At 67.0% G+C, this 21514-nt stretch carries 20 protein-coding genes; 10 read left to right on the forward strand and 10 right to left on the reverse strand.

Annotated features, from left to right (window positions below; translation table 11 throughout):
- The first annotated feature begins 6 nt into the window (after window positions 1–6).
- Complete coding sequence (locus ACZ5ZX_RS33390) at window positions 7–444, forward strand: HIT family protein (protein WP_465505973.1); 438 nt, start codon at window positions 7–9, stop codon at window positions 442–444.
- On the opposite strand, the gene ACZ5ZX_RS33395 is transcribed toward ACZ5ZX_RS33390, so the two are convergent.
- The 6 genes from ACZ5ZX_RS33395 to ACZ5ZX_RS33420 form a co-directional block, all read right to left on the reverse strand.
- Window positions 402–1070 (reverse strand): class I SAM-dependent methyltransferase, encoded by a 669-nt coding sequence (locus ACZ5ZX_RS33395; RefSeq protein WP_465505974.1) that lies wholly within the window; start codon window positions 1068–1070, stop codon window positions 402–404. The genes ACZ5ZX_RS33390 and ACZ5ZX_RS33395 overlap by 43 nt on opposite strands.
- Window positions 1061–1828: a hypothetical protein gene (locus ACZ5ZX_RS33400; RefSeq protein ID WP_465505975.1), complete on the reverse strand. Its 768-nt coding sequence runs from the start codon at window positions 1826–1828 to the stop codon at window positions 1061–1063. The genes ACZ5ZX_RS33395 and ACZ5ZX_RS33400 overlap by 10 nt, the downstream gene beginning before the upstream one ends.
- Window positions 1825–2883, reverse strand: a complete 1059-nt coding sequence (gene thiL, locus ACZ5ZX_RS33405; RefSeq protein ID WP_465505976.1) for a thiamine-phosphate kinase — start codon at window positions 2881–2883, stop codon at window positions 1825–1827. The genes ACZ5ZX_RS33400 and thiL overlap by 4 nt, the downstream gene beginning before the upstream one ends.
- Window positions 2873–3586 carry an HIT domain-containing protein gene (locus tag ACZ5ZX_RS33410; RefSeq protein ID WP_465505977.1) on the reverse strand — a complete coding sequence of 238 codons (714 nt, stop codon included), beginning with the start codon at window positions 3584–3586 and terminating at the stop codon, window positions 2873–2875. Before ACZ5ZX_RS33410 ends, thiL begins: the two co-directional genes overlap by 11 nt.
- 313 nt (window positions 3587–3899) lie before the next feature.
- Window positions 3900–5360 (reverse strand): 4-hydroxyphenylacetate 3-monooxygenase, oxygenase component, encoded by a 1461-nt coding sequence (gene hpaB / locus ACZ5ZX_RS33415; protein ID WP_465505978.1) that lies wholly within the window; start codon window positions 5358–5360, stop codon window positions 3900–3902.
- A gap of 29 nt (window positions 5361–5389) precedes the next feature.
- Window positions 5390–5938 carry a flavin reductase family protein gene (locus tag ACZ5ZX_RS33420; RefSeq protein WP_465505979.1) on the reverse strand — a complete coding sequence of 183 codons (549 nt, stop codon included), beginning with the start codon at window positions 5936–5938 and terminating at the stop codon, window positions 5390–5392.
- Between the two features lie 59 nt (window positions 5939–5997).
- Between ACZ5ZX_RS33420 and ACZ5ZX_RS33425 the strand changes: the two genes are divergently transcribed.
- A complete protein-coding gene (locus tag ACZ5ZX_RS33425; protein WP_465505980.1) occupies window positions 5998–6687 on the forward strand; it encodes an IclR family transcriptional regulator in 690 nt (229 codons plus the stop codon).
- A gap of 113 nt (window positions 6688–6800) precedes the next feature.
- On the opposite strand, the gene ACZ5ZX_RS33430 is transcribed toward ACZ5ZX_RS33425, so the two are convergent.
- Window positions 6801–8174 carry an MFS transporter gene (locus ACZ5ZX_RS33430; protein WP_465505981.1) on the reverse strand — a complete coding sequence of 458 codons (1374 nt, stop codon included), beginning with the start codon at window positions 8172–8174 and terminating at the stop codon, window positions 6801–6803.
- 93 nt (window positions 8175–8267) lie between these two features.
- On the opposite strand from ACZ5ZX_RS33430, the gene ACZ5ZX_RS33435 reads away from it, so the two are divergent.
- The 6 genes from ACZ5ZX_RS33435 to ACZ5ZX_RS33460 are packed head-to-tail and all read left to right on the forward strand — an operon-like array spanning window position 8268 to window position 14608.
- Window positions 8268–9752: a fumarylacetoacetate hydrolase family protein gene (locus ACZ5ZX_RS33435; protein ID WP_465505982.1), complete on the forward strand. Its 1485-nt coding sequence runs from the start codon at window positions 8268–8270 to the stop codon at window positions 9750–9752.
- The gene (locus tag ACZ5ZX_RS33440) at window positions 9734–10405 is read left to right on the forward strand and encodes a GntR family transcriptional regulator (RefSeq protein ID WP_061982504.1); all 672 of its coding nucleotides are present in this window, start codon (window positions 9734–9736) and stop codon (window positions 10403–10405) included. Before ACZ5ZX_RS33435 ends, ACZ5ZX_RS33440 begins: the two co-directional genes overlap by 19 nt.
- A 13-nt stretch (window positions 10406–10418) precedes the next feature.
- Complete coding sequence (gene hpaE, locus ACZ5ZX_RS33445) at window positions 10419–11924, forward strand: 5-carboxymethyl-2-hydroxymuconate semialdehyde dehydrogenase (RefSeq protein ID WP_465505983.1); 1506 nt, start codon at window positions 10419–10421, stop codon at window positions 11922–11924.
- A 30-nt stretch (window positions 11925–11954) separates the two neighbouring features.
- Window positions 11955–13049: a 3,4-dihydroxyphenylacetate 2,3-dioxygenase gene (hpaD, locus tag ACZ5ZX_RS33450; RefSeq protein WP_465505984.1), complete on the forward strand. Its 1095-nt coding sequence runs from the start codon at window positions 11955–11957 to the stop codon at window positions 13047–13049.
- A 9-nt stretch (window positions 13050–13058) separates the two neighbouring features.
- Window positions 13059–13844 (forward strand): 2-oxo-hept-4-ene-1,7-dioate hydratase, encoded by a 786-nt coding sequence (hpaH, locus tag ACZ5ZX_RS33455; protein WP_465505985.1) that lies wholly within the window; start codon window positions 13059–13061, stop codon window positions 13842–13844.
- Window positions 13829–14608 carry an HpcH/HpaI aldolase family protein gene (locus tag ACZ5ZX_RS33460; RefSeq protein WP_465505986.1) on the forward strand — a complete coding sequence of 260 codons (780 nt, stop codon included), beginning with the start codon at window positions 13829–13831 and terminating at the stop codon, window positions 14606–14608. Before hpaH ends, ACZ5ZX_RS33460 begins: the two co-directional genes overlap by 16 nt.
- Window positions 14609–14656: 48 nt before the next feature.
- Here ACZ5ZX_RS33460 and ACZ5ZX_RS33465 read toward each other — a convergent pair whose 3' ends face one another.
- Both ACZ5ZX_RS33465 and ACZ5ZX_RS33470 read right to left on the reverse strand, forming a co-directional pair.
- Complete coding sequence (locus ACZ5ZX_RS33465) at window positions 14657–16150, reverse strand: cellulase family glycosylhydrolase (RefSeq protein ID WP_465506011.1); 1494 nt, start codon at window positions 16148–16150, stop codon at window positions 14657–14659.
- A gap of 38 nt (window positions 16151–16188) precedes the next feature.
- On the reverse strand, window positions 16189–19053 hold the full coding sequence (locus ACZ5ZX_RS33470) for a glycoside hydrolase family 48 protein (protein ID WP_465505987.1): 2865 nt from the start codon (window positions 19051–19053) through the stop codon (window positions 16189–16191).
- 238 nt (window positions 19054–19291) lie between these two features.
- Here ACZ5ZX_RS33470 and ACZ5ZX_RS33475 point away from each other — a divergent pair, with 238 nt between their 5' ends.
- Window positions 19292–20716 (forward strand): FAD-dependent monooxygenase, encoded by a 1425-nt coding sequence (locus ACZ5ZX_RS33475; protein ID WP_465505988.1) that lies wholly within the window; start codon window positions 19292–19294, stop codon window positions 20714–20716.
- 197 nt (window positions 20717–20913) lie between these two features.
- Here the strand turns inward: ACZ5ZX_RS33475 and ACZ5ZX_RS33480 are convergent, their stop codons facing one another.
- Window positions 20914–21294 carry a winged helix-turn-helix transcriptional regulator gene (locus tag ACZ5ZX_RS33480; RefSeq protein WP_465505989.1) on the reverse strand — a complete coding sequence of 127 codons (381 nt, stop codon included), beginning with the start codon at window positions 21292–21294 and terminating at the stop codon, window positions 20914–20916.
- 77 nt (window positions 21295–21371) lie between these two features.
- Here ACZ5ZX_RS33480 and ACZ5ZX_RS33485 point away from each other — a divergent pair, with 77 nt between their 5' ends.
- On the forward strand, window positions 21372–21503 hold the full coding sequence (locus ACZ5ZX_RS33485) for a hypothetical protein (RefSeq protein ID WP_465505990.1): 132 nt from the start codon (window positions 21372–21374) through the stop codon (window positions 21501–21503).
- The last annotated feature ends 11 nt before the right edge of the window (window positions 21504–21514 follow it).

A 21514-nucleotide genomic window follows, 5' to 3' on the forward strand; every position in this document is an offset into this window, starting at 1 on the left:
GTATCAATGATGGAGCCGGTGATGGCGAAGGAAAACGGCGCCGAGCCGGCCGCTGGCAAATGTCTCTTCTGCCAGCTTCACGATCCCGATGTCAACGAGCTGGTGATCGACGGCGGCGAGGTCTACGTCCGCTGGGACAACTACCCCGCCGCCAAAGGCCATGTCGAAGTCGTCCCCAAACGACACGTGGAGTCCTACTTCGAGCTCACGAAAAGTGAACACGCCGAAGTCTATGCGCTGATCAAGGAAGCGAAGACGCGGATCGAGGAACGGTTCCAGCCCGCCGGTTACACCATCGGGGTGAACGAGGGGCGTGCCGCCGGCCGGACGATCGACCATCTCCACATCCATCTGATCCCCCGCTACGAAGGCGACGTCGAGGATCCCCGGGGCGGCATCCGTCATGTCCTTCCCGGGACGAATCCCGATGAGTGGCTGGCTTGAGCTTTCACCGCCTCCACGACGAACCAGGTGCCCCGGCCGCTCGGCAAGATCCGGGCCGACGCGAAGCCGACCTCAGTCAGTTCCTTCACAACGGCCTCGGGCCTGCGCAACGAAAACCACCGCGCGGAGGGAATCCGGCCGTCCCGTACCCATCCCTCGCCCTTCCCTGCTTTGAGACTGATCGCCGCGAGGCCGCCGGGCGCGAGAACGCGATGGATCTCGGAGAAGGCATCGGGATGTGCGGCGCTCGGCAGATGAAGCACACTCGCGCAGGCCCAGACGCCATGGAACGCCCCTGCCGCCAACGGTAACGCCAGAAGATCGCCATGGACCGCGCCGAAAACCGCGCAACGACCACGGGTGTGGCGCAGCATCTCCCCGCTGATGTCGCTCGCCACCACGGCCGCACCTCGCAGAGTCAGATATTCGGAATCGCGGCCGGCGCCACAACCGAGGTCCAGCACCAGATCTCCGGGCAAGGCCGCGAAGAAGCGATCCAGCTCGCGGTCGAGACCGGGAAACTTGTCAAGCGTTTCAGTGGCCCGGACGTACATCGCGGCACTTTCGTCGTAGGTCCGGCGAGTACTCGACACGAGTGCGCGCAACTCCTCGCCGGTCAGGTGCATTCGAAGTCCTCACGACCGATGGCCATCCCCAGATTGGTCATCTCTTCGAACAGTTCCCTCCGGTGGAGCACGTCGTAGCCGCGGCTGCTGTCGACGCTCACACAGCCGACGAATTTGTTGCGCCCGCTCCTGATCGGCGTGACGAAGAGCGCCGCTCGATGGTTGAAGGCCTGAAACTCCCCCCACGTCAGGTTCATCACCGCTTCCGATCCGTACCGAGCCACGTGGTCGTCGTACTTCGCCTCGTCATCGAGGCTCTTCACCAGCGACGCGACGTCGAACCACACTTCACGATCATGTCGCCAGCACAGCCCCACCGCCCCCACACCCCGCTTCGGGGCGAAAGCTCGTGTAGCCGGATAGGAGGACATCCGATAGGAGGAAAGTCGCTTCAAAACCCCATGTACCGGATGCCGCAGCGTCCGCCTCCTCCGCCAGACATGGAGCGCCAGATCGCCTCGGTCCAACGGAGGATCGATTTCCGCGCTGATCTCCAGCAGCCTGCCGAACGTGGACAGCACCCGTCTGCGCATCATGACGTTCCGGTCCACGAACGAGCGCCGCCGCCAGCTTTCGAACGGCGTGAAGGCACCGAAAACCCCGGCCACGACGAGAGAGGTCAACAGCAGGTACGGACGGCCGTTCAGGACAGCGTCCCAGAAGTCCCTGGAAGGAACGTTGTAGGCCTTGCCTGCGAGGAACAAGGTCGCCGACAGCAGGACCGCCTTGTCCGCAGCCTTCGCCGTCGTCCGGCTCATGCGCTTCCGTCGCCCTGGTGCCGCCAAGCCTTACCGGGCAGGGCCGTACGAGTGCCGTCCCCGCTGAGCAAAACCACCTCGCGCTTCTCGGTGACGATCCCGATCCGGTGGAAGTTCAGCGATTCGGCGAGCTCGTCCACCCGGCCGGGCGGCACGGTGAAGACCAGTTCGAAATCGACGGAATCGCCCATGACCAGGCTCAGCGGCTCCATACCCACGTGGGCGGCCACCGCGGCGACCGCTTTGGGAACCGGGAGCGACTGTTCCTCGACGGCGATCCCGACACCGCTCAGCTCGGCGATGCTCAGTAACGTGGCTTTCAGCCCGTCCGAAGTGTCCTGGCAACTCGTGACCATTCCACCGGCTCCGAGCGCGAGTCCCTCGTCGATCCTCGCCACCGGCCGTTTCCAGTTGGCGATCAACGACGGAAGCAAACTGTCGATGACCAGGTCCGGCTCCCCCGCCCGCAGATAGGCCATCGCGGCCCCGGCGAGCCCGGTCGGAGCGGTGAGGCACACGACGTCACCGGGTTTCGCTCCGGACCTCAGGAGCGCTCCACCCGCCGGGCACACCCCGAGCGCCGACGCAGACAGGATCAGGCGTTCCGCTCCGCCGATGTCGCCACCGACGTTGAGGCAGCCAAAGGCGGCACACGCGTCACGGATGCCCTTCATGACGGAGCCGAACACGACGTCGTCCATGTCGGCGGGGTACCGGACGACGGAGAGCAGGCCGATCGGCTTCGCGCCCATCGCCGCGATGTCGCTCAGATTCGCCGCGACGAGGAAGTACCCCAGATCGTATTCGTCGAGGTATCCCATCTCGTACAACCTGAACTTCGGGCCGCGGACGTAGTCGGTGCCCACCACCAGGTCGTGTGCTCCTTCCAACCGGAAGACCGCGCAATCGTCCTGTGCGTCGGCGCCGGCGGTCAGCTGCACCCGGCCACCGTCCGCCGACAGGACCGGAACGAACTCGCCTGCCTGACGAGAGAACAGCGGGACGATCGTCCGGGCCAGCCGGGTAGGTTCGTCGGAGAATCCTTCAGTCGCCACAGGACATCTCCGCGCCGGCGGTCATGAGGGCCCCACCTGGTTTGCCGGGCCAGTAGCCCACCCTCCGCATGGTCTCGCGGAGATCTTCTTTCCGCATCACCACCGCGTAGTCCCATTCCGGATCCTCGATCGCCAGCACGGCTCCGACGACCGAACGCAGGTACTGTCTTTTCTGCTCGCCGGTCGGCCGATAGACGCGGCACTCGCCTCGGTACAGACGAAGGAAATAGGCGGAGGAAGGCCACGGCGGGCGCGCGAGTTCACCGAGGGAACCCAGATCCTCATAGGCGAGGCTGTCCCCGATCAGAAGATCGTCCACGCGGTCGCCGTCGACGGGGAGAAAATGCAGATGCGCGTGCGTGATACAGGCGTGACTCTCCTGCCCCGCGCTCGATCCGTGCTCCAAGATCAGCGGCTCGCCGAAGGTCTCCCGGTACAGCGGAACGAAGTCGGCGAGAAAACCTCTCACCTCCATCTCATGGAGGGAAAGTACCTGAGCAAAGGACAAGTAGTGATTCGACGGCAGCAACAGAAGATGCCCGAGCACGAGCGGCGACATATCGGCGAGCAAAGTCAAATTTTCCGTTGAATATATTGCCCGGGACGGCGGATCACCTTCGTAGAAACGGGTGAAGGAGGTTTCCCCGGAACCTGCGAGCTCTTCGCAGAAATCCGCGCCCGCGCACCGTATGGTCTCGATCATGTCTCCCCCGCCACTCGTCCCGGCCGTCGTCGATCAGGGCACCTGGATTTTTGCGCACCGATATGGCCGACTTGAATGGTCGTTGCGGAGGTTAACTCGAACGTCGCAACCTGATCGTTGATTCGTGATGGCGACACTTTGGACAAATGCGGGACACATCATGGCCGAAAAACCACCGGAAGGCCAGGGCATGGAAAAGCGTCCGCCGCCCGACTGGACAGCGGACGCTTTTACGGTTGTCGCGATCCGCTCACCTTCCCGCCGATCCCGACGGAATCACGCACGTGTACGTATTTCTCGGCGAAATCCGTACCTACTGCCCTTCGCGTGCCAGCAACTCCCGAACCCGTTCCTGCAGCGCCTCCCTCGGATACGCGTTCACCTGGGCGCCTGCCATCCGCACCGGGTCGCCGAAGAAGAAGTACTCGTACAGCGATTCCCGCCCGGCGAAGCTCGAGACCGACGCGTCGAGTGCCAGCTTGAACAGCCGCGCGCGGTCCTTGGCCGGCAGGGTGGCCGATTGGAGGTAGACGTCGATGTCGGGACGGCCTTCCGCCTCGAAGTCCGCTTCCCCCGGCAGGGCCATGAGCCCGGAAGCGGAGAACTTGCGGATGATCTCGGTCAGTCGCGGCGAAACCTTGGTGGGGTACCAGTTCCGGGCGGCGTTGAGGACTTCCCACTTCGGCAGGAAGACTCCGTCCTCGCTCACCGCGCCGTCGGCTTCCGCCGCGCGCAGCACGGCCTTCTCGATTTCGACGTAGGAGATCAGTTCCGACAGGTCCTGCTGGATGTGCTGGAACCCGCCGATGCCGATCGCCGCGGCGATCTCGCTGGCGAGCCCGAGGTAGAACTCGGTCTTGGCCAGCGTGCGGGTCACGACCTGGTGGGTCATCAGCGCGCCGGCGCCGGTCTCGGAGTACCACGCGTTGCACAGCTCCGGGTGACCCAGCAAGAAGACCCGCTCGTTCGGGACGAACACGTCGTCGAAGACCACGACCGCGTCCATCTCCTCGAAACGTGACGCGAGCGGCTCGTCGAAGTGCGAGCGGCCGTGGTCGAGTCCGGCACGGCAGAAGTACTTCAACCCGGGCGCGTCGTTCGGGACAGCGAAGGCGTAGGAGTACGGGGCGTCCTCGGGGGTGCCACGCAGGACGGTCGACGGGAACACCAGCAGTTCGTCGGCGATCGGCGCGATCGTGGCGAGCATCCGGGCACCGCGGACCACGATGCCGTCCTCCCGCTCCTCCACCACTTTCGCCGAAAGGTTGCCACCACCCTGCTGACTCCCGGACACCGAGCGGTTGACCTGCGGCGGGATCAACGTGTGCGTCGCGAGGAGATCGTTCTCGCGCACCTTCTCGTAATACTTCTCGATGCGCTCACCGAAGACGGGATCGGCCCGCGAGAAGAACTTCTTCGCGGTCGAAAGCGCGGTGAGCGACGAGTTCATGTAGTCGCCGGTACGGCCGAGGAAACCGTGGGAATACTGGGCCCACACGGAAAAAGCGGCACGACGGCGCTTGAGATCCTCTTCGGTGCGCGGCACCAGGAAGGATGTCCCGACACGCTCCCCCGTCGTCGGCGACTCGTAGGTCAGGACGTCGCGGTGCGCCGGGTCGTGCTGGAGGTCGAACAGCTTCGCGTAGGTGAGCGCGTTGTTGCGGAACGCGGGGTGCTCTGCGACCTTCGAGGTCACCTTCTCGCCGTCGACGTACAGCTCCGGCGTCATCGCGTTGAGCTTGTCGAGGTACTGCTGTCCGGTACGTGCTCCCATGTCATGCTCCTTCTGCGGGGACGTCGTTGTCAGAACAGGGATTCGTGGCCTTGCGCGGATTCGTGGACGGTCGAGAACTGCCCGTTGACGAAGCCGAGCGCGTCGCCGGATCGGTAGTCGAACTCCCGCACCTCACCGAGGAACAGCGTGTGGTCGCCGCCGTCGTAGGCGGCCCACGGCGTGCAGTCGAACCAGCTGAGGACGCCGGCGAGCCGCGGCGCGTGCCCGCCTTCGATCCACACCGGCGCGCCTTCGGGAGTCGGGCGACCGGCGAAGTTCATCGCGAGTGCCTGCTGTTCGGCGCCGAGGACGTTGACCGCGAACGGCCGTCCTTCGAGCAGATCGTGACTCTTGACCGTGCGCTGGATCGACACGAGCACGAGCGGCGGCTCCATCGAGACCGCGGTGAAGGAGTTCACCGTCAGGCCGTGCCGCTTCACCGAGCCGTCGGCGGTGATGGCGTCGAAGGTCACCACCGCGACGCCCGTGACGAACCGCCCGAGACAACCCCGGAAGAACTGCGCCGGTGGCCGATAGAGGTTCGAGCCCGGCGAGAAACTGGTTTCGCGTGACATCATCGTCGGATCCTGTTCTATAATCGAACAGCCAGTTCAACTATCGAAATGGATCGTATACGATGGTTTCGGACTCCCGCAAGACCGCGAGCACGTCCCAAACACTCAGCCGCGGCATCCGCGTACTCGAAGTGCTCGCCGACGCCCAAGAAGCACTCAGCGTCGACCAGATCGCCGAACGGCTGGGCGTGCACCGATCGATCGCGTACCGGCTCATCCGCACGCTCGAAGACCACGGACTGGTGACCCGCGATCCCGCCGGCCGGATGGAACTCGGCGCACGGCTCGCGGCGCTCGCGGCGGGGATCAAGCACGACCTGCAGGCCGCCGCGCTGCCCGAACTGACCACGGTCGCGAACGAACTCGGCATGACGTGTTTCGTGGCGGTACTCGACCGCGAAGAGTGCGTGACCCTGGTCAGCGTGGAACCCCGGCACGCCGTCGCGTCCGTCGCGCAGCGCCCGGGGTCCAGGCATCCGTTCACCGCGGGCGCGCCGGGCCGCGCGATCCTTTCCCAGCTGCCGTCGGAAGACTGGCCGGTGGACGTGCGTGAAGTGGCCGCCCGCGGATACGCGGACAGCCATGGTGAGGTGATCGAGAATCTCAGCGCCGTCGCCGTGCCGCTCCCCCTGCGTGGGCACAACCCCGCCGCGCTCGCGGTGGTCTATCTGTCCAGCCCGCACACCCCCGCCGAACTCGCGGAGCGGCTCAAGGCGGCGGCGAAGGCCGTCCGTGACGCCCTCGGCGGATGAACGTCACGGACGGCGTGCTTGGCGAGGGGTCCGGCAGGGGCTGAAGGGGCCTTTCCTCTCATCACATGCGGCGAAGGGCGCTTTCCCCGCATCGCATGCGGGGAAAGCGTCCTTCAGCCCCCGAACCGCAGCGGGCTCACCGCCTGTTCGGCTTCGTGGTCCGGGCCGAGCGGGATCCCCGAACGGTCGCGCAGGAGCAAGGTGGCGATGAGGCCGATGACCGTCATCCCCGCCAGGTACCCGGCCACGGACAACGACGTTCCGGTCGCGCCGACCAGCGCGGTGGCGATCGTGGGCGCGAACGCGCCGCCGAGGATCGCGCCGAGCGCGTAGGAGATCGAAACGCCGGAGAACCGGATCGACGCGGGGAACAGCTCCGCGTAGAACGCCGCCTGCTGGCCGTAGGTGAACCCGAGCCCGACACTGAGAATGATCAAGCCCAGCGCCAGCAGCACGACGTTTCCGGTGTCCACCAAGGGAAAGAGCACCGCGACCCCGGCGAGTTGCGCGATCCAGCCCAGTACGTAGGTGCGTCGCCTGCCGATCCGGTCGGACACCGCGCCCGCCGCCCACGTCGAGACCAGCCAGGTCGCCGCCGACGCGGTCACCGCCCACAGCACCGGGCCGCGGTCGAGTCCGATCGGGCCCTTCGGGTTGGTCGCGTAGTTCTGGATGTAGCCGCCCGTGGTCATGTAGCCGACGGCGTTGTTGCCGGCGAACACCAGCGCGGCCACCAGGACGAGCACGGCGTGCTTGCGGAACAGCTGGATGACCGGGGTGCGGGTCTGCTCGCGGCGTTCGGCGATCTCACGGAAGACGGGACTCTCCTCGACGCGGCGCCGGACGTAGTGTCCGACCAGGATCAGCCCGACGCTGAGCAGGAACGGGATCCGCCAGCCCCAGTCGAGGAACGCCTGACCGGGGACGAGCAGGCTGGTCAGCGCCAGCACGCCGGAGGCCAGCAGCAGGCCGAGCGGGACCCCGATCTGCGGCGAGGCACCGAAGAGCCCCCTGCGCTTCGGCGGAGCGTGCTCGACGGCCATCAGCACCGCACCGCCCCATTCACCACCCGCCGAGACACCCTGCAGGACACGCAGGAGGATCAGCAGGACCGGTGCGAGGACGCCGATCCGGTCGAAGGTCGGGAGCACGCCGATCAGCGTGGTCGCGGCACCCATCAGGATCAGGGTGAGCACGAGGACGACGCGACGGCCGTACTTGTCGCCGAAATGCCCGGCGAGGAACGCACCGAGCGGGCGGAACAGGAAGCTCACGCCCACGGTCGCGAAGGACACCAGTGTGCTGTTCGCCCCGAGGCCGGAGAAGAACAGCTTCCCGAAGACGAGCCCGGCGGCGGACGCGTAAACGAAGAAGTCGTACCACTCGACCGTGGTGCCGACGACGGTCGCGAACGCGACCCGGCGCCGATCGGCGGCCGGTGGAGCGGTCCTGCCGGAGGTGCGCTGATCCTGCGCTGGATTCGACACGTGGACTCCTTTGTCGTCGGCCGCCTTGCCACTGTGGCACGGAATCATATACGTTATTAGATACGAAGCAAGGGCCGAGCGATTCAGGGAAACATGGACACTTACGAGCCACCGGCACCATCGGGACGCGGGTCCGGTCCTCTGGGGACACGGCCGGGCAAGATCATCGCCGTCCATCTCAGCTACGCGTCACGGGCGGAGCAGCGCGGGCGGCGTCCGGCGAACCCGTCGTACTTTTTCAAACCGTCGAGCTCGATCGGCGCGTCCGGGGGCACGGTCGAACGTCCCGCCGGTACCGAACTGCTGGCCTTCGAGGGTGAGATCGCGCTGGTCATCGGCACCCCCGCGCGGTGGGTGAAGCCGGACAAGGCGTGGGACCACGTCGCCGCGGTCACCGCCGCGAACGACTTCGGCCTCTACGACCTGCGCACCGCGGACAAGGGCTCCAACGTCCGGTCCAAGGGCGGCGACGGCTACACCCCGCTCGGGCCCGGCCTCATCGACGCGCGCGACGTCGACCCCGCCTCCCTGCGCTTGCGCACCTGGGTGAACGGCGACCTGGTGCAGGAGGACACCACGGCCGGGCTGCTGTTCCCCTTGCGGCAGTTCGTTTCCGACCTCTCCCAGCACTTCACGCTCGAACCCGGCGACGTCATCCTCACCGGCACCCCCGCCGGATCCACCGTGGTCTCCCCCGGCGACGTCGTGGTGGTCGAGGTGGACGTACCCGGCACTTCCGCCAGCAGCGGACGGCTCCACACCACCGTCACGCAGGGAATCCGCTCCTTCTCCGACATCGGCGCTCTCCCCGAGGTCGACGAGAAGCAGCGCGCCGAGGCGTGGGGCGCTCCCGTCACCGAGCAGGAGGTAGAGGAAGCCCCCGCGCTCAGTCAGGAACTCCGGGCGAAGCTGCTGCGCGCGCCTGTCGCGGGTCTGTCCGCCCAGTTGCGCAAGCGCGGGCTGAACAACGTCGCGATCGACGGCGTGCGTCCCAACATCCCGGGCTCGAAGATCGTCGGCACGGCACGGACCTTGCGTTTCGTCCCGAATCGCGAAGACCTCTTCAAAACCCACGGCGGCGGCTACAACGCGCAGAAACGCCTGTTCGACTCGGTCGGCACCGGAGAGGTGATCGTCATCGAGGCCAGGGGCGACGCGGGTTCCGGGACACTCGGCGACATCCTGGCGTTGCGGGCACGGTATCTCGGCGCCACGGGAGTGATCACCGACGGCGGGGTCCGCGATTTCGACGCCGTCGCCGCGACCGGGCTCCCGGTGTTCTCCCAAGGCGCGCATCCCGCCGTCCTCGGCCGCAAGCACGTGCCGTGGGACACCGACGTCGCGGTCGCCTGCGGCGGGGCGACCGTCCTGCCCGGCGACATCATCGTCGGCGACGACGACGGCGTGATCGTCATCCCGCCGGAGCTGGCCGATGAGGTCGTCGCCGCGACGCTGGTCCAGGAGGACGAAGACGCCTGGATCGCGGAGCAGGTCGGACAGGGACGCCCGATCGAGGGGCTCTTCCCGCTGAACCCGTTGTGGCGGGAAAGGTATGAGGCATGGCAGAAGAAGCAGTGAAGACGGCCAGCAAATCCGAACTCGCCTACGAATGGCTGCGTGAGCGGATCGCCCGGCACGAATACGGACCCGGCTACCGGCTCGTCCTCGCCGAGATCGCCGGTGCGCTCGACATGAGCGTCGTCCCGGTGCGCGAGGCGATCCGGCGCCTGGAGGCCGAACGGCTGGTGACCTTCGAACGCAACGTCGGCGCGCGCGTGGCGATGGTGGACCAGAACGAGTACGTCCACGCCATGCAGACCCTGGGTGTGGTCGAAGGTGTCGCCACCGCGCTGTCCGCGCCGGGACTGACCGAAGAGGACATCGCGAAGGCGCGCAGGGTGAATGAACGGATGATCACCCTGCTGGACCACTTCGACGCGCACGAATTCACCGCGCTGAACCAGCAGTTCCACTCACTGCTGTTCGCCTGCTGCCCCAACCCGCAGATCCTCGATCTCGTGCACCAGGGCTGGACACGGCTGTCCGGACTGCGCGACTCCACCTTCGCGTTCGTCCCCGACCGCGCGCACCGCTCGGTCGAGGAGCACGAAGAGATCCTCCGGCTGATCTCCGAGAAGGCCGACCCGCTCGACATCGAATTCGCCGCGCGCAATCACCGCTGGGCCACCATGCAGGCCTTTTTGGACGCTCGAGACCGCGCGAACCGCTGACTGAGGAGGACTTTTGACCAGCACGACTCCCCGGCCGATCCCGGACGGTGTCCCGGAGCGGATCCGGCACTACATCGGCGGTGAACTCGTCGATTCGGCCGACGGCGCGGTCTTCGACGTGCTCGACCCGGTGACCAACGAGGTCTACGTGCGGGCCGCCGCGGGGAAGAAGGCCGACATCGACCGCGCCGTCGCCGCCGCGCGGAAGGCGTTCACCGAGGGACCGTGGCCGAAGCTGCTGCCGCGCGAACGGTCGCGGGTGCTCAACCGCGTCGCCGACCTCGTCGAGTCGCGGGACAAGCGGCTGGCGGCGCTGGAGAGTTTCGACTCCGGACTGCCGATCTCGCAGGCGCTGGGCCAGGCACGCCGGGCCGCGGAGAACTTCCGGTTCTTCGCCGATCTGATCGTCGCGCAGGCCGACGACGCCTACAAGGTGCCCGGCCGCCAGGTCAACTACGTCAACCGCAAGCCGATCGGTGTCGCCGGGCTGATCACGCCGTGGAACACACCGTTCATGCTGGAGTCGTGGAAGCTCGCCCCGGCGCTGGCGACCGGCAACACGGTGGTGCTCAAACCCGCCGAGTTCACCCCGCTTTCGGCATCGCTGTGGGCGGAGATCTTCGAGGAGGCCGGGCTTCCGCCGGGCGTGTTCAACCTCGTCAACGGCTTCGGTGAGGACGCGGGCGACGCGCTCGTGAAGCATCCGGACGTCCCGCTGATCTCGTTCACCGGTGAGAGCCGCACCGGCAGCCTCATCTTCGGCAACGCCGCGCCGTTCCTCAAAGGACTGTCGATGGAACTGGGCGGCAAATCGCCCGCCATCGTCTTCGCGGACGCCGATCTGGAGACCGCGATCGACGCGACCATCTTCGGCGTGTTCTCCCTCAACGGCGAACGCTGCACCGCGGGCAGCCGGATCCTGGTCGAGCGCGCGATCTACGACGAGTTCGTCGAGCGGTACGCCGCGCAGGCGGAACGCGTCGTCGTCGGTGACCCGGCGGACCCCGCGACCGAGGTCGGCGCGCTGGTGCACCCCGAGCACCACGAAAAGGTCATGAAGTACATCGAGATCGGCAAGACCGAGGCCAGGCTGGTCGCGGGCGGTGGCCGACCGGAGGGTTTCCCGACCGGGAACTACGTGGCGCCGACGGTGTTCGCCGACGTCAAACCGGACGCCCGGATCTTCCAGGAGGAGATCTTCGGCCCGGTCGTCGCGATCACTCCGTTCGACACCGAGGAAGAAGCGCTCGAACTCGCGAACAACACGAAATACGGTCTGGCCGCCTACGTCTGGACCAACGACCTCAAGCGGGCGCACAACTTCGCGCAGTCCGTCGAAGCCGGAATGGTCTGGCTCAACTCGAACAACGTCCGGGATCTGCGCACGCCGTTCGGCGGGGTCAAGGCGTCCGGACTGGGGCACGAGGGCGGGTACCGCTCGATCGATTTCTACACCGACCAGCAGGCGGTGCACATCAATCTCGGCGAGGTGCACAACCCCGCCTTCGGCAAGGGCTGACCCGTCCCTCCGTCCACAAAGGATTCCGCAATGAAGCCGATCCCCACCCCGTCCGCACCGCCGCCGGACGTCCTGCGCTGCGCGTACATGGAACTCGTCGTCACCGATCTCGCCCGCTCGCGCGCGTTCTACGCCGACGTCCTCGGCCTGACGGTGACCGAAGAGGACGAGACCACGATCAGCCTCCGCACGATCGACGAGTTCATCCACCACAACCTCGTGCTGCGCCAGGGCCCGGTCGCCGCGGTCGCGGCCTTCTCCTACCGCGTCCGGTCGCCGGAGGACCTGGACAAGGCCGTGGCGTTCTACACGGAACTGGGCTGCCGGGTCGAGCGCAACGCGGACGGGTTCACCAAGGGCATCGGCGATTCGGTGCGCGTCCAGGACCCGCTCGGCTTCCCGATCGAGTTCTTTCACGACGTCCAGCATGTCGACAGGCTCAGCTGGCGCTATGACCTGCACGTTCCGGGCGCGCTGGTCCGGCTCGACCACTTCAACCAGGTCACCCCGGACGTCCCGCGTGCGGTCAAGCACATGGAGGACCTGAACTTCCGGGTCACCGAAGACATCCAGGACGACCAGGGCGTCACCTATGCGGCGTGGATGCGCCGCAAGCCGACCGTGCACGACACCGCGATGACCGGCGGCGACGGGCCGCGGATGCATCACGTCGCGTTCGCCACGCACGAGAAGCACAACATCCTGTCCATTTGCGACAAGCTCGGTTCACTGCGGATGTCGGACCACATCGAACGCGGCCCCGGCAGGCACGGCGTTTCGAACGCCTTCTACCTCTACCTGCGGGACCCGGACGGGCACCGCGTCGAGATCTACACCCAGGACTACTACACCGGCGACCCGGACAACCCCGTCGTCACCTGGGACGTGCACGACAACCAGCGCCGCGACTGGTGGGGCACGCCGGTGGTCCCGTCGTGGTACACCGAGGCGTCCCTCGTGCTCGACCTCGACGGCAAACCGCAGCCGGTGGTCGCGAGGGCCGAAGAGAGCGAACTGGAAGTCACCATCGGCGCCGACGGCTTTTCCTACACCCGCAAGGGCGACGACGAAGGGCAACTCCCGTCCTGGAAACAGGGCGAGTACAAACTCGGCAACCAGCTCTGAGGCGGGGTCATGTTGGATCAGGAAACGATCACCGCGATCGCCGACGAACTGGCTGCCGCGGAAGAGGCCAGGGAGACGGTACCGCTGCTGACGGCGCGCTATCCGGACATGACCGTCGAGGACTCCTACGCCGTCCAGAACGAATGGCGGCGCAGGGGTATCGCGGCGGGACGCCGTCCGGTCGGCCGCAAGATCGGGCTCACCTCGAAGGTCATGCAAGCCGCCACCGGGATCACCGAGCCCGACTACGGCGCCATCTTCGCGGACATGGTGTTCGAGAACGGTTCCGTGATCGAGCACAGCCGGTTCTCGAACGTGCGGATCGAGGTCGAACTGGCCTTCGTGCTGCGTGATTCCCTCGCCGGACCGGACACCACGGTGTTCGACGTGCTGCGCGCGACCGAGTACGTCGTGCCCGCGCTGGAGATCCTCTCCTCACGTATCGAGATGGCGGGCCGGACCATTGTGGACACGATCAGCGACAACGCGGCCATGGGCGGGATGGTCTACGGCGGCAACCCGGTCGCCGTGGACGCCGTCGACCTCCGGTGGGTTTCCGCGCTGTTGTACCGCAACGAAACCATCGAGGAATCCGGCGTCGCCGCCGCGGTACTGAACCATCCCGCGAACGGGGTCGCGTGGCTGGCGAACAAACTCGCGCAGCACGGTGACAAGCTCGATCCGGGCGACATCGTGCTGGCCGGTTCGTTCACCCGGCCGATGTGGGTCCACCCCGGCGACACGGTGACCGCCGATTACCGGGACCTGGGGGCGATCACATGCCGCTTCGTCTAGCGCCGACGTTCCGCGCGCGGCTGGCCGAGTCCGCCCGTCCGCTGATCGGCATGTGGGTCACGTCGGGCAGCCCGGTCGTCGCCGAGATCTGCGCGGGCTCCGGGCTCGACTGGCTGCTCGTCGACACCGAACACTCCCCCGCCGGGCTGGAGACGGTTCAGTCGCTGCTGCAGACGATCGCCGCGTATCCGATCACGCCGATGGTGCGCGCCCCCTCCGGCGACACCGTCGCGGTGAAACAGTTGCTCGACCTCGGGGCGCAGAACCTGCTCGTCCCCATGGTCGACAGTGCCGAGGAGGCGGAGGCCGTCGTGCGTGCCGTCCGCTACCCGCCGCGGGGCGTACGCGGCGTCGGCAGTGCCCTCTCCCGGTCGGCGCGCTGGAACCGGGTCGAGGACTACCTCACCAAGGCGGACGAGTTCACCTCACTGTTCGTGCAGATCGAGTCGACCGCCGGGGTGGCGGACGCGGCGAAGATCGCGGCTGTCGACGGCGTCGACGGCGTCTTCGTCGGCCCGTCCGATCTGGCCGCGTCGATGGGCCTGCTCGGACAGCAGACCCATCCCGACGTCACCGCCGCCGTGCTCGGCACCTTCGAGGCCGTGCGGACACAGGGAAAGCCGGTGGGCGTCAACGCCTTCGACCCCGCACAGGCCCAGCGCTATCTCGACGCCGGCGCCTCGTTCGTCCTCGTCGGCGCCGACGTCACGTTGCTCGCCCAGGGTTCGGAGGCACTCGCCCGGCGCCATCCTCGGAACCCTTGACCGGGCGGTGGGTCGCCACGCCATCGGATCGCGGCGACCCACCGCGTTTCATCCTGCGGTGCAGGATGCCGTCCCCAACCGGAATTCCGAAGGTGCCGGGGATGCCGCCCCGTTGGCCTGGAATCCGATAGTCACATTCGCTCCTGCGGCCAGCGTCGGTGCCCATGCCGGGGCCGTCGCCGTCACCGTGCTGCCCTGTTGGGCCACCGTCGCGTTCCAGCCGCCGGTCACCTGCACACCGGACGGCACGGTCCAGTTCGCCGTCCAGTTCGCGATCGCGTCCGTTCCCGTGTTGGTCAGCCGGAGCGAGGCGGTGAAGCCGCCGTTCCAGGTGTTTTCGACCCGGTACGCCGCCGTGCACCCCGGTCGCGGCTCCTGCGTCCCACCGCCCGACGGCGGGATCAGGTACGGGCTCAGGTACCCGTGCTTGACCGTGTTCACCGTGGTCCAGTCGTCGTTGAGGATGCCGCCGGTGTCCCCGGAGTTGGGATTCCAGGACCAGTAGGTGAAGTCCATTCCGGACGGTCCGGATCCCGCGTAGCGCATCAGTTCCCGGAGCCAGACGCCGTCACGCGGATCCCGCAGCGTGGTGCCGAACTCGCCGAGCAGTACCGGCGCGATGTTCTCCTTCTCCAGATAGCCGAACCAGTGGTCCCACAGCGCGGGCAGGTTCGCCGGGAAGGCCGGATCGGAGAACCACGGCTGCGCGAACACCGAAGTCGCGTACTCGTGCGCCGAATAGACCAGCTTGTCCGGTTTGCTCAGCCGGACGGGGAACTGCCGGGCACCGGAGAGGTTCCCGCCCCACCAGCCGCATTGCGGCGAACCGGTACCGGCGACGCAGTCGACGCCTTCGACGATGATCAGCCAATCCGGGTTGACCGTGAGGATCGCGTTGCCCGCCCTCTCGGCCGCCGAGCGCCAGTCCACCGCCTGATCACCGCAACCCCAGCAGGCTCCGCCGCCGCCGGACACCGCATGCGGTTCGTTGTGCAGATCCGCACCGACCACGGTGGGATTTCCCTTGTACCGCAAGGCGAGCTTCTTCCAGTCGTCGATCCAGCGCGACTCGGGATAGGCGGCGGTGTACCAGAGCGGCGACTGCCCGGCACCGTCCGGGCGATGCCTGTCGAGGATCACCCGCATCCCCCGCGACCCGGCCTCGGCGATCACCTTGTCGATGATCTGGATCCCGGAAAGACCCGCCAGATCGGGATTCTTCGTCAGATCGATGCTCGTGGGCGCCGAACCCGCGTCGAGCATCTGGTTTGAGTACGGGATTCGGATCGTGTTGTAACCGAGGCCCGCCATCTGCGCGACCATGTCGCGGTAATTGCGGCTCCACAAGCCGTGGAAGGTGAAGTTCGTCGTTTCGGCGCCGAACCAGTTGATGCCGGTCATCCGCACCGGATCGCCCTTCGCGTCGACAAGCTGCGCGCCGCGAGCGCTCCAATAACCGGATCCCGTTCCCGCCGCGGATGCGGTCGGGCTCACCGCCGTGAAGACGGCGAGCCCGACCAACGCGGCGATCAAGCACTTCATCGTGCGTGAACGCCATGCTTTCACCGATGTCCTCCTGGTCAGCCGAAGAGTTGGACGTGCAGGGAGAACGCGGTCGCCACTTCGGCCTGCGCCCAGAACCTGTGGAAGGTCAGGGACGGTGCCGCCCCACCATCCAGATAGGACTGGACCTTCGGCCATTGCGGATCGTTCTTGAAGAAGGAGCGGATCGACAGGAACGTGCTGTTCGCTCCGATGGCGTCCCCGTTGGGCATCTTGCCGGTCCAGCCCGGCGGAACGTAGGTCCCTTCTCCCGTGGTCGCGTTGTAGGCGTCATCGAATCGGTTGTAGTCGGTGCGGGTTTCCGGGGTGCTGATCCCGAGCGGGTCGGTATGCGCCAGCATCCCGTTCAACAGCGCCTCACCCGTGCTCTTGGCGGCGGCGTTGCCGGATTTGGCCGCGTAGTTCAGCAGAACCTTGGCGTACGACGCCGCGACCCCGACGTCCTGGTTGTGATTGAGCACCTTGACGTGCAGGCCCGTGTTGCCCGCGGGGTTCGCCGGGTTCCACGTTTCCGGCGCACCCGTCCATTCGAGATCCGCCGGGATCTTGAAGTCCGCACCGGTGGTGGTGTTGGCGATCGCCCACGGGACCCATTTGTCCAGGATCTTCTTCGCCCTGGCGTCACCGGTCAGCTGGTACAGCGAAGCGACCCGTTCCAGGTTCCACACCTGGAAGCCGAACCAGCGGTTGCTCGGCGGGTCACGCCAGACCGGATGGGCGTCGTAGAACATGCCGTAGAACGTCGGCGTCCCCACGGGCGGTGCGCCGTACTGGCCTTCCCAGCTGTTGGTCACGCCGCCGGCGATACCGCCCTCGCTGGCCTGCAGCCACTGCAGGACCTCCAGCTGCCGGTCCAGGCTCTTCGCCCAGTCCGCGGCACCTGTCGCCGAGCGCGGCTTCAGCGCCGAGTCGTTCGCCAAAGCGTACGCCGCCAGCGGGTTCTGGTAGCCCTGGTGGTTCGCGCCGTCACCGATCCGCCAGGCCCAGCCCGCCGAGGTGTCGGTGGCGCCACCCCAGGCGTAGTACCAGGACATCAGGTAATGCGCGCTGTCCTTGCCCGTCCCGGCCGGGCAACCCGGGCTCGTGCAGCCACCGATCTTCTTGAAGTACTTGTCGAACATGGCGTACCGCAGATAGTCGCCCATCTTCGACGCCTTCTTCACGACCGCGTCGATCTGCGCGCCCTTGCCCTGCGCCGTCGCCCATTTCTGGGCGAGATAGGCGACCTGGACGGCCCGCGCGTCGGCGTCCGGCGCGTTGGTGAACTTCCATTGCTTGGCGTACGACGAGTCCTTAGTGAACAGATCGAGATACCCGTTCGGACCGCCGTGGGCGAACGTGTCGCAGGACGGCTGCGGGATCGTCTCCCACACCGATTCCGACGAACCGCGCTGATAGGTGTTGATGTACGCGGGCGCCGTGGTCCCGTCACCGCAGCGGCCGAAGCCGTAGGTGTTGTCGACGTCGAGCAGCCAGTGCATCCCGTAGATGTCGTCGGTGCCGTAGGCCGTCTTCAATTCCGCGGCGATCGGGTCGGACCCGACCGAAACGCTGGAATCGAGCACGGAGGGATACTTGTCCATCCGGGGATGTTCGGGCGCGTACGTCGCGGGCTTTCCCGCGTTGTACTTGTCGTTCGTCGGCTGATCGGCGTGCGCCGGGATGATGTACTTCTCCAGTGACGCCCATGCCGCGTTGAACGGTGCCCAGTCGCCTTGGATCTGACCGTACGCGGCCTCGAGCCACAGGTAGTAGCTGAAGGCTTCGGACGTCGTCTCGTGGCCGTGGTCCGGGGCTTCGACGAGCAGGGTCTCCACCGAGTGGTAGGGCACCAGCAGGTCGCCGAACCGCCGGAAGTAGCCGCTCGCCGGGTCCTTGATCTTGTTGTACTGCGTCAGGAACGCGGCCTTGAACGCCGGCGTGGCCGGGTCGAGTTCGCTCGCCGTGATGGTGGCCGCGTCGTAACCCGCCGCGGTGGCGGAGAAGGTCGCCGTGGCGAGCGCTCCCCCATTGGCGGCCGAGGTGATCGTGACCTTTTGAGCGACGTTCCAGTTCGCGGGCGTGAAACTCAGCTGCGTCGGTGACGCCGCGAGATCCGTACTGCCCGACGTCCTGGCGATCGTGACCGGGACCGTCGCCGACGGCGCGCTCGCCAACGTCACGTCCACCGTGGCCGTCGTGCCTTGTCTGACCGAGACGGTCGCGGGGGTCGCGACGATCGTCGGGGCCGCGAGGACCCGGACCGCGATCGGCGAGGACACCGTGGACGCGCCCTTGTCGTCATAAGCCTTGGCAGCGACGGAATACTGGCCCGCGGCGGCCGGGGTCCAGCCGAGCTCGAACGGGGCCGAGGTGTCGGTGCCGATGAGTTCGGTACCGGCGTAGAACTCGACCTTGCCGATCGTGCCGTCGGCGTCGCTCGCCTCCGCGGCCAGCGGGATGACCGTCGACACGGGATGGCTGGAGTTGTTCGCCGGGCTGGTCAGCGCGACCGACGGCGCCCGGTTGGCGCCGGTGCACGCGATCCCGTTGACGGCGAAGTCCACCGGAGCCCGGTTCCCGGCGGTCTTGCTGCCGTTGAACCCGAATTGGACGGACCCGCCGACGGGGATCGTCCTGTTCCAGTCCACGTTGCGCACCGAGACCGCGGCTCCGGTCTGCGTGTGGACCCCGTTCCAGAGCTGGGTGATCCGCTGGCCGTCGGCGAACGTCCAGGTCAGATCCCAGCCGTTGATCGGTTCGGTGCCAGGGTTCCGGATGGTCACGGCGGCGCCGAATCCCGTCGACCACTCGTTGGTGACGCCGTACTCGGCCGTGCACGACACGGCCGCCGCCGCGGGCTCGGCCGCCGTCATCAGGGCGGCCGAGAGTAACACCGTCATGGATAAAGCGGGTAAGGCTCTTCTGGATCTCATAAATCCTCTCCTCTGGCCGGACGGGCGACTGGGAGCGCTCCCATGCAGGGTAGCCGGGCCGTTACGTTCTGGGAAGACACACTCCGCCGAATGGAGTCTTCTGTCCTTTGTGGATGATCAAAACGGTATATCGGTTGCGGCGGAATCCGCGTTCCCGCACGATGAGCCGCCTACCGAGCGAAACGAAAGAACGAATGGGTGGTTCATGTTCGATGTGATCATTGCCGGGTGCGGGCCGACCGGCGCGATACTGGCCGCTGAACTGCGGTTACACGATGTGCGGGTACTCGTGGTGGAGAAGGAGACCGAGCCCGCGTCGTTCGTCCGGATCGTCGGTCTGCATATTCGCAGTATCGAGCTGATGGCCATGCGCGGACTGCTGGAGCGCCTCCGCGAAAAAGGGCGGCAACGGCCGGCGGGTGGTTTCTTCGCCGCCATCGACAAACCCGTGCCCGAGGGGCTGGATTCCGCGCACGCCTATCTGCTGGGCATCCAGCAGCCTGTCCTCGTCCAGCTGCTCGAAGAGCACGCGAGCGAACTGGGCGCGGAGATCCGGCGCGGTCGCGCGGTGACCGGCTTCGAACAGGACGACGACGGCGTGACCGTCGAGCTGTCCGACGGGGAACGGCTGCGGACGCGCTACCTCATCGGCTGCGACGGCGCGCGCAGCACCGTGCGCAAACTGCTCGGTGTCGGCTTCCCCGGCGAGCCTTCACGGAACGACGCGCTCATGGGCGAGATGAAAGTGGGTGTGTCGCAGGAGGAGATCGCCGCCACGCTGGCCGCGCTCCCCGAGCCCCCTCGGCGATTCTGGCTCAGGCCCTTCGGTGAAGGGGTCTACAGCGTCCTGGTTCCCGCCGCGGGAGTCAGTGACCGCTCGGCGCCACCGACCATCGAGGATTTCAAGCAGCAGTTGCGCGCCGTCGTCGGAACCGATTTCGGGGTGCACTCCCCGCGCTGGTTGTCCCGCTTCGGAGACGCCACCCGGCAGGCCGAACGGTATCGGGTGGGACGAGTGCTGCTGGCCGGCGATTCGGCGCACATCCACCCGCCCATCGGCGGCCAGGGCCTGAACCTCGGCCTTCAGGACGCGATCAACCTCGGCTGGAAACTGGCCGCGCAGATCCGCGGCTGGGCGCCGGAAAACCTGCTGGACACCTATCAGGCCGAACGTCATCCGGTCGCCGCGGACGTACTGGACAACACCCGCGCCCAGACGGAACTGCAGTCCCCCGGACCGGGCCCGCGGGCCGTGCGCAGGCTGCTCACCGAACTGATGGACTTCAACGAGGTGAACCGGCATCTGATCGAGAAGATCGCCGCGATCGGCCTCCGCTACGACTTCGGCGACGGCCCCGACCTGCTCGGCCGCCGCCTGCGCGACCTCGACCTGAAACAGGGCCGCCTCTACGACCAGCTGCGTCAGGGCCACGGCCTGGTCCTCGACCGCACCGAACGGCTGACCGTCGAAGGCTGGTCGGACCGGGTCGGCCTCATCGCCGACCCCACCGCTGCGGTGGACGCTCCGGCTCTGCTGCTCCGGCCAGACGGCTACGTCGGCTGGATCGGTGAGGAGCAGCAGGGCCTGAACGAGCACCTCACTCGTTGGTTCGGCTCACCCACCGACTGAGCCCCAGTCCGGTCGAGTGCGCGGTGACCGTGTGGATATTGCTTCATCTAACGCAACAAAATCCACACGGTCACGCATCCGCCGTCTGGACGAGGGTTCCGTAGCTCACGACTGTGCCGCACGATCGGCGACCGAACCCACCGGCAGCCGGACCGCCGGGTCACGCGGTCACCACCCCGAGCGATCGCGGGAGGGTGTCAGCCGGCCGAATCGTGCCGCTCCCGCGCCGCGCGGATGTCGTCCCGGTGCGCGTTCGCCCAAGCGTCCAGCGCGCTCAGTGGCACCAGCAGCGTCCGGCCGAGCTCGGTGAGCGAGTAGTCGACCCGCGGCGGCACCGTCGCGTACGGCGTCCGCGTCACCAGGCCGTCCCGGACCAGTGCGCGCAGGGTCAGCGTCAGCATCCGCTGGCTGATTCCTTCGATCCCGCGGTGCAACTCGCCGAACCGGAAGGTCCGCCTGCCGAGCAGGACCACGATGAGCACGCTCCACTTGTCCCCGATCAGGTCGAGGATCTCGCGCGTCGGGCAGTCGTGGCCGGCGGGCACGGGCATGGGCACATCGATGTGCGTAGCTGACATGGAAGTGCCTCCTTACCGCCGCGGCCCATACTGGCGTAAGTTGCGGTTACGAACAAGAAGTAACCAAGGAAGTGGTCATGACTGCGCCCACCGAACACGAAGCACCCGAAAACGCGCTTCCCGAAGAACCGGAGCCTGCCGGGCCGACGTTGGTCGTCCTCGGTGCCGAAGACGCGCCGGCCTGCACGGACGGGGTGTGCTCGTGGTGATGTACATCGAC

It is taken from the genome of Amycolatopsis sp. NPDC033938 (assembly GCF_055575975.1).

What these genes read in the sequence shown, in the direction of transcription:
- hpaB (WP_465505978.1), bottom strand. Translation starts at nt 5,360, where the DNA reads ATGGGAGCACGTACCGGACAGCAGTACCTCGACAAGCTCAACGCGATG.
- ACZ5ZX_RS33460 (WP_465505986.1), top strand. Translation starts at nt 13,829, where the DNA reads ATGCCGCTTCGTCTAGCGCCGACGTTCCGCGCGCGGCTGGCCGAGTCC.
- ACZ5ZX_RS33410 (WP_465505977.1), bottom strand. Translation starts at nt 3,586, where the DNA reads ATGATCGAGACCATACGGTGCGCGGGCGCGGATTTCTGCGAAGAGCTC.
- ACZ5ZX_RS33440 (WP_061982504.1), top strand. Translation starts at nt 9,734, where the DNA reads ATGGCAGAAGAAGCAGTGAAGACGGCCAGCAAATCCGAACTCGCCTAC.
- ACZ5ZX_RS33425 (WP_465505980.1), top strand. Translation starts at nt 5,998, where the DNA reads ATGGTTTCGGACTCCCGCAAGACCGCGAGCACGTCCCAAACACTCAGC.
- ACZ5ZX_RS33470 (WP_465505987.1), bottom strand. Translation starts at nt 19,053, where the DNA reads ATGACGGTGTTACTCTCGGCCGCCCTGATGACGGCGGCCGAGCCCGCG.
- ACZ5ZX_RS33400 (WP_465505975.1), bottom strand. Translation starts at nt 1,828, where the DNA reads ATGAGCCGGACGACGGCGAAGGCTGCGGACAAGGCGGTCCTGCTGTCG.
- ACZ5ZX_RS33475 (WP_465505988.1), top strand. Translation starts at nt 19,292, where the DNA reads ATGTTCGATGTGATCATTGCCGGGTGCGGGCCGACCGGCGCGATACTG.
- ACZ5ZX_RS33480 (WP_465505989.1), bottom strand. Translation starts at nt 21,294, where the DNA reads ATGTCAGCTACGCACATCGATGTGCCCATGCCCGTGCCCGCCGGCCAC.
- ACZ5ZX_RS33465 (WP_465506011.1), bottom strand. Translation starts at nt 16,150, where the DNA reads ATGAAGTGCTTGATCGCCGCGTTGGTCGGGCTCGCCGTCTTCACGGCG.
- ACZ5ZX_RS33435 (WP_465505982.1), top strand. Translation starts at nt 8,268, where the DNA reads ATGGACACTTACGAGCCACCGGCACCATCGGGACGCGGGTCCGGTCCT.
- ACZ5ZX_RS33485 (WP_465505990.1), top strand. Translation starts at nt 21,372, where the DNA reads ATGACTGCGCCCACCGAACACGAAGCACCCGAAAACGCGCTTCCCGAA.
- ACZ5ZX_RS33390 (WP_465505973.1), top strand. Translation starts at nt 7, where the DNA reads ATGATGGAGCCGGTGATGGCGAAGGAAAACGGCGCCGAGCCGGCCGCT.
- ACZ5ZX_RS33420 (WP_465505979.1), bottom strand. Translation starts at nt 5,938, where the DNA reads ATGATGTCACGCGAAACCAGTTTCTCGCCGGGCTCGAACCTCTATCGG.
- ACZ5ZX_RS33395 (WP_465505974.1), bottom strand. Translation starts at nt 1,070, where the DNA reads ATGCACCTGACCGGCGAGGAGTTGCGCGCACTCGTGTCGAGTACTCGC.
- hpaH (WP_465505985.1), top strand. Translation starts at nt 13,059, where the DNA reads ATGTTGGATCAGGAAACGATCACCGCGATCGCCGACGAACTGGCTGCC.
- hpaD (WP_465505984.1), top strand. Translation starts at nt 11,955, where the DNA reads ATGAAGCCGATCCCCACCCCGTCCGCACCGCCGCCGGACGTCCTGCGC.